The sequence below is a fragment of the Acidovorax sp. GW821-FHT10A04 genome, assembly GCF_059415825.1.
Map to the genome: position 1 here is coordinate 97,011 of NZ_JBWKNZ010000009.1, position 12,606 is coordinate 109,616.

Consider the following 12,606-nt stretch of genomic DNA (forward strand, 5'->3'; position numbering starts at 1 on the left):
GCGCCTTCACCCCTCTCTCGACCCGCTGCGCGAGTCGGGAGGGGGACGCCCCCGGTGCGGCGGGGCGGCCCTTGCACGGGGGCACTGGTCTTGGCCGCGTCAGTTCATGCGCCGCGAACAGTGGCAATGATTAGCGGTTGAAACGGCCCTACAGCCCCAGCGCTTGCAGGCTGCCGCGGCCTTCGCGCACCACCTCGGGGTCGCCGCCGGTGCCCATGGGCGTCAGGTCGACCACCGTGGTGGGCTCCCGGGGGCAGGCACCAGCATCCACGATGGCATCCACCAGCTTTTCATAGCGCTCGCGGATTTCCTCCGGGTCGTTCAGTGGCTCGGTTTCGCCGGCGGGGATCAGCGTGGTGGCCAGCAGTGGCGCGCCATGCAGTTCCAGCAGCAGCTGCAGGCCCTTGCGGTCGGGCACGCGCAGGCCGATGGTCTTGCGTGAGGGGTGGCTCACGCGGCGCGGCACTTCCTTGGTGGCTTCGAGGATGAAGGTGTAGGGCCCGGGCGTGCCCAGCTTGAGCAGGCGGTACTGGCGGTTGTCCACGCGCGCGTAGTTGGCCAGCTCCGAGAGGTCGCGGCACAGCAGGGTCAGGTGGTGCTTTTCGTCCACCTGGCGGATGCGGCGCAGCCGGTCCACGGCATCCTTGTCATCGAGGTGGCAGACCAGCGCATAGCTCGAATCGGTGGGCACGGCCACGATGCCGCCTTTTTGCAGCAGTGTGGCGGCCTGCTTGAGCAGCCGGGGTTGGGGGTTGTCGGGGTGGACTTCGAAGTACTGGGCCATGGTGAAGGTCAGGCGGCGGCTGCCGGGCGGATGCGATCGGCCAGCAGTTCCCACACGGGGGTCAGCGTGCCGGGCAGCGGGGGCAGGGTGCCCAGGTCGGTGTGCGATTCGTCGGGGCTGTGGAAGTCGCTGCCACGCGAGGCGGCCAGGCCGAACTCCTGGGCCATGGCGGCATAGGTCAGGTACTCGGGCGGGCTGTGGCTGCCGGTCACCACCTCGACGCCACGCCCGCCGTGGGCCTTGAATTCGGAGAACAGCGCAAACTCCTCGTTGGCGCTGAACTTGTAACGGGCCGGGTGGGCGATCACGGCCATGCCGCCGGCCTCGGTGATCCAGCGCACGGCATCGCCCAGCCGGGCCCAGCGGTGCGGCACGTAGCCGGGCTTGCCTTCGGTGAGAAAGCGGCGGAACACCTCGGAGGTGTCCCTGCAGACACCCGATTCGACGAGAAAGCGCGCAAAGTGCGTGCGCGAGATCAGTGCCGGGTTGCCCACGAACTTCAGGGCGCCTTCGTAGGCCCCCTCGATGCCCACCTGGGCCAGCTGCTGCGCCATGTCCCGGGCCCGGTCACCGCGACCGCCGCGCGTGGCGACGAGGCCCTCGGCCAGGCGGGCGTCGTCCGGATCGAACCCCAGGCCGACGATGTGCACGGTGGTGTCGGCAAAGGTCACCGAGATCTCCACGCCCGTGAGGTAGGCCATGCCCTGTGCGCGCGCGGCTGCGGCGGCCCGGTGCTGGCCGCCGATTTCGTCGTGGTCGGTGAGCGCCCACAGCTCGACCCCGTTGGCCTTGGCGCGCGCGGCCAGGTCCTCGGGGGTCATGGTCCCGTCGGATACCACGGAATGGCAGTGCAGGTCGGCGTTGAGCAAGGTGGTCACCGACCCATTTTAGGGCTTGTACCGATAACGCGGGGTGCCGATTCCAGCAACACTGGTTACAAGAGCGCGGGCTCTGCTGTCGTCCGTCCTGTGGCCGTGACGGCGGCTGGTGGTTTGAAGACGGTTTCCTGAGGCAAAAACCCACAAAGCAGGGGCAGGTGATGCCCTTGCACAGCACAAGAACCTGTTGCAAGGATCGACCATGAAATTCGACAACCTGCGCGTGGCCCACAAGATGTGGAGCGTGATCCTGGGCCTGCTGGCACTGATGCTGGTGACCGCCATCTGCACCCAGTGGTATGGGCGGCAGGTGACGGCAGAGACCGAGCGGTCGGTCGAGAAGTACGAGTCCGCCATCACCACGGCAGTGAGCTGGCGCGGGCTGGCCGAGGTGGCCGTCACCATGTCCATGGCCAGCTTCGTGACCACGGACGCAGCGCTCAAGGCCGACTTCGATACGCGCGTGGCGGCCCTCACGGCGCGCATCACACCGGTGCAGGAAAAGATCGGCAAGAGCTCGGTGTCGGCCGATGACAAGGCCGCCCTGGCCCATGTCGCCGCCACCCGTGCCGACATCCGGGGGCAGACCGACAAGCTCAAGGAGCTGACCGACGCGGGCGACGCGGCGGCCAAGCAGGACTACCTGGCCAAGGTCTACCGCCCGAAGGCGGTGGCCTACCTGGAGGCCATCGACAAGTTCGTGGCAGTGCAGGAGCGCCAGCGCGACGCGGCGGTGCAGGCAGCCCGCGACTCGCGCGCCAGCCTGGTGGTGATCGGCGCGGTCGCCGCCATTGCCGTGGTGGTGCTGGGCATGTTGATGGCAGCCCTGCTGGTGCGCTCCATCACCCGCCCGCTCGATCGCGCCGTGTCGCTGGCCGAAGCCATCTCCGCCGGCGACCTCACGCAGAACATCCATGACGACCGCAAGGACGAACTCGGCGTGCTGACGCGCGCCCTGTCCGGCATGTCCACCCGCTTGCGCACCGTGGTGAGCGAGGTGCGCGTGGGCGTGGACTCGGTGTCCTCGGCCTCGGTGGAGATCGCCAACGGCAACCACGACCTGTCGGCACGCACCGAGCAGACGGCCTCCAACCTGGAAGAAACCGCGGCCAGCATGGAACAGCTGACGGCCACGGTATCGCAATCGGCCGACACGGCGCGCCAGGCCAACCAACTGGCGGGCACGGCGGCCCAGGCCGCGGCACGCGGCGGCGAAGTCGTGGGCCAGGTGGTCAGCAGCATGCAGCAGATCACCGACAGCTCGCGCAAGATCGCCGACATCATCGGCACCATCGACGGCATCGCCTTCCAGACCAACATCCTGGCGCTCAACGCCGCCGTGGAAGCGGCGCGTGCCGGCGAACAGGGCCGGGGCTTCGCCGTGGTGGCCAGTGAAGTGCGCAGCCTGGCACAGCGCAGCGCCGAGGCGGCCAAGGAGATCAAGACCCTGATCGGTGCCAGCGTGGAGAACGTCGAATCGGGCTCGGCCCAGGTGGCGCAGGCAGGGCAGAGCATGGAAGAGATCGTCTCCAGCGTGCGCCGGGTGAGCGACCTGATCGGGGAGATCACGGCCTCGTCGACCGAGCAGCGCGACGGCATTGCCCAGGTGAACCAAGCGGTGACGCACCTCGATCAGATGACGCAGCAGAACGCGGCGCTGGTGGAAGAGTCCACGGCGGCAGCCGCATCCATGCGCGACCAGGCGCAGAAGCTGGCCGAGGTGGTGTCCATGTTCAACGTAGGAGCCATGCCGGCACGGGCGCCGGTGGCAGCACCGCCACGGCCTGCACCGGCTGCCAGCCGGCCGGTGGCCGCGCCATCCCGCAAGGGCGTTGCCGGCAAACCCGCAGCACCTGCCACCGCACGGCTCACTGCGTCGGCGCCCAAGCCGGCAGCGGCCCACAAGCCTGCTGCAGCCGGGCCAGCCCCCGCACCGGCTCCACGGGCCACGGCCAAGGGCGGAGACGACGATTGGGAAAGCTTCTGAGGTCGCCCCCAGGGTTCCAGGCGCAGCGGCCTGGGGTGCATTGCCTTGACTGCCATTGGGCTGGTGGCGGCACCACGCCCGCCTGAATGTCTCTGGAGTGCTTCCTCCAAATTGGGGTTTTTCCCGGTGGGCTGAGGCATTTGCCGGCGCCCGGCTGTCGTAGGCTATGGGCTGTTGGATGTAATTGAATGTTTCTGCGGCCAGGTGCCGCAGTCCATCGGGCATCCGGGCCAGATCCACAAGGGAAAGAGATCCATGCAATTCGACAATATCCGCGTCTCGCGCAAGCTCTGGGGTGCATTCCTGGGGCTGATGATCGCGATGCTGCTGCTCTCGAGCTTCGCCCAGAACCGCGGCAACAACGCCATGTCGTCGGCGATGGACGACATCATCGAGATCGAGGGGCGCATCTCCTCCGCCGTGCGCTGGCGCGGCGCCACCGAGACGGCCGTCAACATGGTGATGGGCGGCGCCGTGACCACCGATGCCGTGCTGGCCGAGCAGTACGGCGCCAAGGTCAAGGAGATCATCGGCGCCATCAACAAGGTGCAGGAGAAGATCGTCGCCTCGGCCACCGCACCTGAGGAAAAGGCGGCGCTCGACAAGGTGCTGGACGCGCGCAAGGCGGTGCTGGCCGCCACCGCCAAGACCTGGGAGCTCAAGGGCGCGGGCGATGCCGTGGCCACCCAGCAGTTTGCGGACAGGGAGTTTGCACCCCTGGTCACGGTCTACCTCAAGGCCCAGGACGATTTTGTGGCGGTACTGGAAAAGCGCCGCGATGCGATCCGCGCCGACGCCACGGGCCGCCGCATCCAGAACGCCATTTCGGGGATCATCCTGTCCATGGTGCTGCTGGGGGTTGGCATCTTCCTGGCCTGGCGCCTGGTGCATTCCATCAGCGACCCGCTCGACCAGGCGGTCAAGACCATCGACGCCATCGCCGCGGGCGACCTCACGCGCGAGCTGCACGCCACGCGCAAGGACGAGTTCGGCCACATGCTGCGCTCGCTCTCGGCCATGTCGGCGCGCCTGCGCGGCGTGGTGACCGAAGTGCGCCACGGCGTGGACTCGGTGTCCTCGGCCTCGGTGGAAATCGCCAACGGCAACCACGACCTGTCGGCACGCACCGAGCAGACGGCCTCCAACCTCGAAGAAACCGCGGCCAGCATGGAACAGCTGACGGCCACGGTATCGCAATCGGCGGACACGGCGCGCCAGGCGAATCAACTGGCCGGTACCGCCGCCCAGGCCGCGGCCCGCGGCGGCGAAGTCGTGGGCCAGGTGGTCAGCAGCATGCAGCAGATCACCGACAGCTCGCGCAAGATCGCCGACATCATCGGCACCATCGACGGCATCGCCTTCCAGACCAACATCCTGGCGCTGAACGCTGCGGTGGAAGCGGCGCGTGCCGGCGAACAGGGCCGGGGCTTCGCCGTGGTGGCCAGCGAAGTGCGCAGCCTGGCACAGCGCAGCGCCGAGGCGGCCAAGGAGATCAAGACCCTGATCGGTGCCAGCGTGGAGAACGTCGAATCGGGCTCGGCCCAGGTGGCGCAGGCAGGCCAGAGCATGGAAGAGATCGTCTCCAGCGTGCGCCGGGTGAGCGACCTGATCGGGGAGATCACGGCCTCGTCGACCGAGCAGCGCGACGGCATTGCCCAGGTCAACCAGGCGGTGACGCACCTCGATCAGATGACGCAGCAGAACGCGGCGCTGGTGGAGGAATCGACGGCGGCAGCGGCATCCATGCGCGACCAGGCACAGAAGCTGGCCGAGGTGGTGTCGATGTTCAACGTGGGGGCCATGCCGGCACGGGCGCCGGTGGCTGCGCCGCCACGGCCTGCACCGGGGGCCCGCAAGCCCGTGGCCGCGCCGACCCGTACCGCCGTGGCCGGCAAACCGGCAGCGCCAGCGACGGCACGGCTCACGGCGTCCAAGCCGGCAGCCGCGGCCCCCAAACCCGCTCCCGCCGCAGCGGCCCCGCATGCAACCGCCAAGGGTGGGGACGACGACTGGGAGAGCTTCTGACCCTGCGCCCGGAGCGCCAATACCCACGAAAGGGCAGCCCAGGCTGCCCTTTCTTCATGCAAGATCGGCCCCATTGCCATCGAAGAAAGGTCTGCCATGCCCCTGGTCAACATCCGCCTTGCCAACCGCGACATCCCCACCACCTCGGCCCAGAAGGCCGCGCTGATCGCCGGCGTCACCCGGCTCATGGTGGAGGTGCTCGACAAGAAGCCCGAGACCGTGACCGTCATCATCGACGAGGTCGATCCCGACAACTGGGGCGTGGGCGGCGAGCAGGTGACCGTGGTGCGCCAGCGCAGCAAGGGGCCGACCCAGGCCTGAGGAGGAGGGGAGGTAGCCCCTTCGCCTATACCCGACCAACTTCCTGACATATTTACTTACAGGTAGGATCGGCCGCACAAAGGCACACCCGTACGAAAGTCGGGGTCGCAAAGCTTCCGGTCTGAGACCTCGTGCGCGAGGGGGTATGGCAGCGGGGCCGCTGATTTCCGGATGACTTGCGTCCTCGGGTGACTTGCCGCCAGGCAGGGCGCCCCTTCAGGGCGCGCCGCTGATCGCGCGCCCGCGTCTGCTCCCCGTGTGTCGACTGCCTTTGTGGCGCCCCTCCCGGGATGGACGGGGTTGGGCGCCCCTGTTCCAGTCCACACGATGAATCTCGGGGAAAAGCAATGAAGTTGAACGATATTCGGGTGGCCACGAAGATGTGGGGCACGATCCTGGGCCTGTTGGTGCTGATGCTGGGGGTGTTTGTCTTCACCCAGTACCGCTCCAGCCTGGCCATGGAAGCGGCGCTGGCCGACGTGCAGCGCTACGAATCCAACATCACCGCGGCGGTGCGCTGGCAGGGCCTGACCGAGACCAATACCGAGCGTTCGCTGGCCAGCATGGCGAGCTCCGACGAGGTGATCGAGAAATTCTTCGCCAGCCGCCAGGATGCGGGCTCGGCCCTCATCAGCGAGGTCCAGACGGGCGTGCGTGCCACGGCGGTGTCGGAGTCCGACAAGGCCGCACTGGCCAAGGTGGGCGAAGCCCGCGGCACCCTGCTCGACACCCTCAAGAAGCTCCCCGCTGTCAAGGCATCGGCCGAGCCGGGGGCGCGCAAGGAGTTTGCGCTCAAGGAATTCCTGCCGACCTCGGTGGCCTACGTCGATGCGCTCAAGGGCTTCGTCAAGGTGCAGGAGGCACAGCGCGACGCGGCCAAGATCGAGGCCCGGCATGCGCAGCGCAACGCCACGCTGCTCGGCCTGTCCAGCGCCGCCGTGGTGTTCGTGATCGGCATCGTGTTGGCCTCCCTGCTGGTGCGCTCGATCACGCGCCCGCTGGACCGCGCAGTGACCGTGGCCGGCGCGATTGCAGGCGGGGACCTGACCCAGCAGGTCCACTCCACGCGCAAGGACGAGTTCGGCCAGCTGCTGCAGGCCCTGTCACTGATGGTGGACAAGCTGCATGGCGTGGTGACGGAGGTGCGCCGCGGCGTGGATTCGGTGTCCACCGCCTCCAGCGAGATCGCCAACGGCAACCACGACCTGAGCAGCCGCACCGAGCAGACGGCCAGCAACCTGGAGGAGACGGCCGCCAGCATGGAACAGCTGACCGCCACGGTGTCCCAGTCCTCGGAAACGGCGCAGCAGGCCAACCAGCTGGCCGTGGGTGCGGCCCAGGCGGCCACCCATGGCGGCGAGGTGGTGGCCCAGGTGGTGGTCAGCATGCAGCAGATCAGCGATTCGTCCAGGAGGATCGCGGACATCATCGGCGTGATCGACGGCATCGCCTTCCAGACCAACATTTTGGCGCTGAACGCGGCGGTCGAGGCGGCCCGGGCGGGCGAGCAGGGCCGTGGCTTTGCGGTGGTGGCCGGCGAGGTGCGCAACCTCGCCCAGCGCAGCGCCCAGGCGGCCAAGGAGATCAAGACCCTGATCGGCGCCTCGGTGGAAACCGTGGAAAAGGGCTCGGCCCAGGTGAGCCAGGCGGGCCAGGCCATGGGCGAGATCGTGGGCGGCGTGCGCCGCATGACCGACCTGATCGCGGAGATCGCCGCCTCGGCCAGCGAGCAGCGCGATGGCATCGGGCAGGTGAATCAGGCGGTGACCAACCTGGACCAGATGACGCAGCAGAACGCCGCGCTGGTGGAGGAATCGGCCGCGGCAGCGGCGGCGCTGCGCGACCAGGCCCAGCACCTGGCCGAAGTGGTGTCGGTGTTCAACGTTGGCGCGGCGGCCGTGGGCTACGCCAGCACGCCTGCCGCAGCCCCGGCGCGCAAGTCCCCCGCAACTGCGCCGCAGCCCCCGAAGGCGGTGCCGGCCAAGGCGGCACTGCCGACCCGAAAGGGCGTTGCGCCGCGGCTCGCGGAAAAGGCCGCCAGCACCCAGGACGATGACCAGTGGGCGAGCTTCTGATGAACGCATTGAACCCGACCGCCGGCGTGCCGCTGGCCGCTGCAGGCCAGTACCTGAGCTTTCGCCTCGGCGAAGAAAACTACGGCATCGACATCATGAAGGTGCAGGAGATCCGCTCCTACGAGCTGCCCACGCGCATGCCCAGCGCCGCAGGCTTCCTGCTGGGCGTGGTGAACCTGCGCGGCGTGGTGGTTCCCATCCTCGATCTGCGCGTGCGCCTGCACTGCGCGGACAGCGCGTTCACGCCCTCCACCGTGGTGATCGTGATCGACCTGGGAACCCGCGTCGTGGGCGTGGTGGTGGATGCCGTGAGCGACGTGGTCACGCTGGAGCCCGGCATGGTGCACGCGGCCCCGGGGCTGTCGGGCGCGCTGGATGCGGGCTGCATCAATGGTCTGGCACAGGTTGGCGAGCGCATGCTGATCCTGCTCGACATCGATGCCCTGCTCGGCGATACGCCGCCGGTGCCGGCCGGCGAAGGGCTGGTATCCGCTGCCTGAGCGCTGCGCCGCTGGCGGGCGCGGGGCCGTCAGAGCTCCGCGCCCTCCACCAGGAACTGCACCTTGCGCTCGCCGCGCCACTCGTTGACATCGAGGCGAAAGGCCAGCAGGACGCGGGCAGGCAGCTGCTCGGTGTGGCCGAACCAGATCGCGTCGACCGGGTTGCCCTGGTGCATGAGCTTGATGGACAGGTGGTTCTTGGCCTCGCCCACCAGCCGCTGGCTCACCACCTGCACCTCTTCGCTGAAGGTCGGCGGCGCAAAGCCCTGGCCCCAGACCTCCTGGTGCAGCGTGTCCACGACGTCGGCGCGGCAGTACTCGGGGGCCAGCGGGCCATCGGTCTCGATGCGGCGCGTGAGCGTCGAGGCGTCGAGCCATTCCTGCGCCACCTGGGCCAGGGCCTGCTCGAAGGTGTCGAAAGCCTCCTCGGCCACGGTACAGCCGGCCGCCATGGCATGGCCGCCGAACTTGAGCAGCACGCCCGGGTGGCGCTTGGCCACCAGGTCGAGCGCGTCGCGCAGGTGAAAGCCGGGGATGGAGCGGCCCGAGCCCTTGAGTTCATGCTCCTTGCCCGGCGCGCTGCTGGCAGCGAAGACGAAGGTCGGGCGGTGCAGCTTGTCCTTGATGCGCGAGGCGACGATGCCCACCACGCCTTCGTGGAAGTCGGGGTCGAAGACGCTGATCGCGGGCGGCGGGTCTTCGCTCTCGTCGAACAGGTTCTCGGCCATCAGCATGGCCTGCTCGCGCATGCCGCCCTCGATCTCGCGGCGCTCGCGGTTGATGGTGTCCAGTTGGCCGGCCAGGTGGTTCGCGCGGCCCGCGTCGTCGGTGAGCAGGCATTCGATGCCCAGCGTCATGTCGGCCAGGCGGCCGGCGGCGTTGATGCGCGGGCCTAGCGCAAAGCCGAAGTCGAAGGTGGTGGCCACGGGCGCCTTGCGGCCGGCCGCCGTGAACAGCGCCGCCACGCCGGCCGGCATGGCCCCCGCGCGGATGCGTCGCAGGCCCTGGGCCACCAGGCGGCGGTTGTTGGCGTCCAGGCGCACCACGTCGGCCACGGTACCCAGTGCGACGAGCGTGAGCAGCGGATCGAGCTTGGGCTGGCTGGCGGTGTCGAACACGCCCCGCTTGCGCAGCTCCGAGCGCAGTTCCATGAGCACGTAGAACATCACGCCCACGCCGGCCAGGGACTTGCTCTCGAAGCTGCAGCCGGGCTGGTTGGGGTTGACCATGGCGTCGGCCGCGGGCAGCTCGGGTCCGGGCAGGTGGTGGTCGGTGACCAACACCAGGAGGCCCAGGGCCTTGGCCTCGGCCACGCCCTCGACGCTGGCGATGCCGTTGTCCACGGTGATCAGCATGTCGGCGCCGCGCTCCTTCACGCGGCGCGCGATCGGCGGGGTCAGTCCGTAGCCATCGGTCACGCGGTCGGGCACCAGGTAGTCCACATGCTTTGCGCCCAGCAGGCGCAGGCCGCGCACGGCCACGGCGCAGGCGGTGGCACCATCGCAGTCGTAGTCGGCCACCACGCACAGGCGCAGGTCCCGGGCCATCGCGTCCGCCAGCAGCTTGGCGGCCTGCTGGATACCCATGAGCCCGGCGGGCGGCAGCAGGCGGGCCAGTCCGTCGTCGAGTTCTTCCTTGTCACGCACGCCGCGCGCGGCATACAGGCGCGCGAGCAGCGGGTGCACGCCGGCCTGCTCCAGTGCCCAGGCGGCGCGCGGGGGGATGTCTCTGGCCGTGATTTTCATAATTGGGGTGCCACCTGGGCAAAACGGGTGGGCTGGAAATAGGCCTGGATGCGCTGCACCAGGCCGCGCGGGGCACTGTGGAAGGCCAGGGCGGCACGCTCGCCGCACAGCGTGAGGCGCACGGCGCGGCCCTGCTCGGCCTGGCGCAGCAGTTCGGCCACGGGGCCAGCGTCCAGCGCCGTCCAGGCGGCAGCCCAGGCACGCCAGTCCTCGCGCAGCGCAGCGTCGCGCAAGGCCAGCGGCATCGAGGGCGCCGGCCCGGTGGCCGTGGCGGGCAGGGCGCCTGCGCCATGCACCCAGAAGGAGTTGACCGTGGGCAGGCCGCGCTCGGCCCGCGCGTCGTTGAAGGCATGGGTATAGAGCAGCATCTGCATCTCGCTGTGCAGGCGGTGCAGGGTGCGGGCCCGGGCGGCATCGGGCATCCATGCACGCACGTCGCGCAGCAGCACGCGGTCGAGCGAGGCCGTGGCCAGGTCGGCGAACAAGGGGCCTTGGGCGAGCCAGCGCGTGGGCTGGTCGTAGTGCAGGTGGATGCCGTCCTCGGCGAACCAGGGCGAGACGATGGCCAGCAGGGCGCGCGAGGACGCTTCATCGAGGCCCAGGGCCTCGGGGTCGCGCAGGGTCACGTGGTCGGTGGTCACCTGCCACTGGCAGGGGGCCACGAAGGCCCAGGCCTGGCCGTCCGCGGGCTGGCCCTGCTGCTGGCGGTACCAGGCGGCCCAGGGCGTGCGCCCGTCGTCCGGGGGCAGGCCCAGGGCCTGGGCCAGGGCGCGCTCATGGGGTGCAGAGAAGCTGGTTTCCTCGGCGCTGCTGGAGCCAGCGGGATCGGCTGCGAGCCGCGCCAGCAGGCGATCGAGGTGCGGCAAAGGCAGGCTGGCCAGCGTTTGCCGGCACCCCTCGGAGGCGCTGGCAGCGTAGGGGATGAGCAAATGGGGGGTGTCCGACATCCCTCTATTGTCCGGGATGCCACAATCGCCTGCGCCGAGTCCGGTCCTCCTTCCGGGCCCAGCCCCTTTTTTCATCATGCAACTTCCCTACGAACTGGCCCTGGGCCTGCGCTACACCCGCTCGGGCCGGGCCACGCGGCGCAACGGCTTCATTTCCTTCATCTCCGGTGCGTCCATGCTCGGCATCGCCCTGGGCGTGGCGGCGTTGATCGTGGTGCTCAGCGTCATGAACGGCTTCCAGAAGGAAGTGCGCGAGCGCATGCTGGGCGTGGTGGCCCACATCGAGGTCTTCGCCCCCCAGGGCGCGGCCATGCCGGATGCAGCCCGCACCATCGCCGAGGTGCGCCAGAACCCGGCCGTCACCGGCGCCGCCCCCTATGTGGCCGCCCAGGCCCTGATCGCCCATGGCGACGACATGAAGGGGGCCCTGGTGCGCGGCATCGATCCGGCCCTGGAAGGCTCGGTGACCTCGCTGGCGGCATCGAACGCCGAGGTGCTGGCCACCCTGGTGCCCGGGCAGTTCCGCGTGGTGCTGGGCAGTGAGCTGGCCAAATCGCTCGGGGTGAAGGCGGGCGACGCCGCGACCCTGGTGGTGCCTGCCGGCCAGGGCGGCAGCCAGAGCGGCCCGCGCTACCAGCCGCTCACCGTGGCCGGCACGGTGGATTCGGGGCATTTCCAGTACGACTCCACCCTGGTCTGGATGCACCAGGCCGACGCCATGGCCACCTTCGGCCTGCGCGGGCCCACGGGCATCGGCCTCAAGCTGCAGGACCTGGAGCAGGCCAATGCCGTCGCCTACCAGCTGGCGCGCAGCGTGAGCGGCGACCTGCTGCTGCGCGACTGGACGCAGCAGAACCGCACCTGGTTTGAGGCCGTGCGCCTGCAAAAGCGCATGATGTTCATCATCCTGGCGCTGATCGTCGCCGTGGCGGCCTTCAACCTCGTCTCCACGCTGGTGATGACGGTCAACGACAAGCGCGCCGACATCGCCATCCTGCGCACGCTGGGCGCCAGCCCGAAAAGCATCATGGGCGTCTTCGTGGTGCAGGGCGCCATGGTGGGGGTGATCGGCACGCTGGCCGGCCTGGCCCTGGGCCTGTCCATCGCCTACAACATCGACGTCATCGTGCCGGCCATCGAGAAGGCGCTGGGCGCCACCTTCCTGCCCAAGGACATCTACCTCATCGACCGCATGCCCAGCGAGCCGCAGGGCGCCGACATCGTGCCCATCGCCCTCATCTCGCTGGCGCTGGCCTTCGTGGCCACCCTGTACCCGAGCTGGCGCGCCAGCCGCGTGAACCCCGCAGAAGCGCTGCGCTATGAATGACGGCGGCCTGACCTAGC

General features: G+C 69.2%; 10 protein-coding genes and 1 riboswitch. Of the genes, 6 read left to right on the forward strand and 4 right to left on the reverse strand.

Annotated features, from left to right (window positions below; translation table 11 throughout):
• Positions 1-148 precede the first annotated feature (148 nt).
• A complete protein-coding gene (locus tag AC07PF_RS19465; RefSeq protein ID WP_007856654.1) occupies positions 149-784 on the reverse strand; it encodes an L-threonylcarbamoyladenylate synthase in 636 nt (211 codons plus the stop codon).
• An 8-nt stretch (positions 785-792) separates the two neighbouring features.
• Positions 793-1,662 (reverse strand): 3',5'-nucleoside bisphosphate phosphatase, encoded by an 870-nt coding sequence (locus AC07PF_RS19470; protein WP_007856653.1) that lies wholly within the window; start codon positions 1,660-1,662, stop codon positions 793-795.
• A gap of 202 nt (positions 1,663-1,864) precedes the next feature.
• Between AC07PF_RS19470 and AC07PF_RS19475 the strand changes: the two genes are divergently transcribed.
• From AC07PF_RS19475 to AC07PF_RS19495, 5 genes are all read left to right on the forward strand, one after another.
• Positions 1,865-3,649, forward strand: a complete 1,785-nt coding sequence (locus AC07PF_RS19475; protein ID WP_494612927.1) for a methyl-accepting chemotaxis protein — start codon at positions 1,865-1,867, stop codon at positions 3,647-3,649.
• 255 nt (positions 3,650-3,904) lie between these two features.
• A complete protein-coding gene (locus AC07PF_RS19480) occupies positions 3,905-5,674 on the forward strand; it encodes a methyl-accepting chemotaxis protein (RefSeq protein WP_494612928.1) in 1,770 nt (589 codons plus the stop codon).
• 96 nt (positions 5,675-5,770) lie between these two features.
• Positions 5,771-5,995: a tautomerase family protein gene (locus AC07PF_RS19485; protein ID WP_007856801.1), complete on the forward strand. Its 225-nt coding sequence runs from the start codon at positions 5,771-5,773 to the stop codon at positions 5,993-5,995.
• Positions 5,996-6,066: 71 nt separating this feature from the next.
• Positions 6,067-6,160: riboswitch (cyclic di-GMP riboswitch) on the forward strand.
• A gap of 182 nt (positions 6,161-6,342) precedes the next feature.
• Positions 6,343-8,070: a methyl-accepting chemotaxis protein gene (locus tag AC07PF_RS19490; protein WP_494612929.1), complete on the forward strand. Its 1,728-nt coding sequence runs from the start codon at positions 6,343-6,345 to the stop codon at positions 8,068-8,070.
• The gene (locus tag AC07PF_RS19495) at positions 8,070-8,570 is read left to right on the forward strand and encodes a chemotaxis protein CheW (protein WP_494612930.1); all 501 of its coding nucleotides are present in this window, start codon (positions 8,070-8,072) and stop codon (positions 8,568-8,570) included. The genes AC07PF_RS19490 and AC07PF_RS19495 overlap by 1 nt, the downstream gene beginning before the upstream one ends.
• A 29-nt stretch (positions 8,571-8,599) precedes the next feature.
• Here the strand turns inward: AC07PF_RS19495 and recJ are convergent, their stop codons facing one another.
• Together recJ and AC07PF_RS19505 are read right to left on the reverse strand one after the other, a co-directional pair.
• Positions 8,600-10,315 carry a single-stranded-DNA-specific exonuclease RecJ gene (gene recJ / locus AC07PF_RS19500; RefSeq protein ID WP_494612931.1) on the reverse strand — a complete coding sequence of 572 codons (1,716 nt, stop codon included), beginning with the start codon at positions 10,313-10,315 and terminating at the stop codon, positions 8,600-8,602.
• Positions 10,312-11,262 (reverse strand): phosphoglycerate mutase, encoded by a 951-nt coding sequence (locus AC07PF_RS19505; protein WP_494612932.1) that lies wholly within the window; start codon positions 11,260-11,262, stop codon positions 10,312-10,314. Before AC07PF_RS19505 ends, recJ begins: the two co-directional genes overlap by 4 nt.
• Before the next feature lie 76 nt (positions 11,263-11,338).
• Between AC07PF_RS19505 and AC07PF_RS19510 the strand changes: the two genes are divergently transcribed.
• Positions 11,339-12,589: a lipoprotein-releasing ABC transporter permease subunit gene (locus AC07PF_RS19510; protein WP_007852817.1), complete on the forward strand. Its 1,251-nt coding sequence runs from the start codon at positions 11,339-11,341 to the stop codon at positions 12,587-12,589.
• Positions 12,590-12,606: the final 17 nt, after the last annotated feature.

Coding starts and splice junctions, on each gene's coding strand:
- AC07PF_RS19490 (WP_494612929.1), top strand. CDS start 6,343: ATGAAGTTGAACGATATTCGGGTGGCCACGAAGATGTGGGGCACGATC.
- recJ (WP_494612931.1), bottom strand. CDS start 10,315: ATGAAAATCACGGCCAGAGACATCCCCCCGCGCGCCGCCTGGGCACTG.
- AC07PF_RS19495 (WP_494612930.1), top strand. CDS start 8,070: ATGAACGCATTGAACCCGACCGCCGGCGTGCCGCTGGCCGCTGCAGGC.
- AC07PF_RS19475 (WP_494612927.1), top strand. CDS start 1,865: ATGAAATTCGACAACCTGCGCGTGGCCCACAAGATGTGGAGCGTGATC.
- AC07PF_RS19465 (WP_007856654.1), bottom strand. CDS start 784: ATGGCCCAGTACTTCGAAGTCCACCCCGACAACCCCCAACCCCGGCTG.
- AC07PF_RS19480 (WP_494612928.1), top strand. CDS start 3,905: ATGCAATTCGACAATATCCGCGTCTCGCGCAAGCTCTGGGGTGCATTC.
- AC07PF_RS19510 (WP_007852817.1), top strand. CDS start 11,339: ATGCAACTTCCCTACGAACTGGCCCTGGGCCTGCGCTACACCCGCTCG.
- AC07PF_RS19505 (WP_494612932.1), bottom strand. CDS start 11,262: ATGTCGGACACCCCCCATTTGCTCATCCCCTACGCTGCCAGCGCCTCC.
- AC07PF_RS19485 (WP_007856801.1), top strand. CDS start 5,771: ATGCCCCTGGTCAACATCCGCCTTGCCAACCGCGACATCCCCACCACC.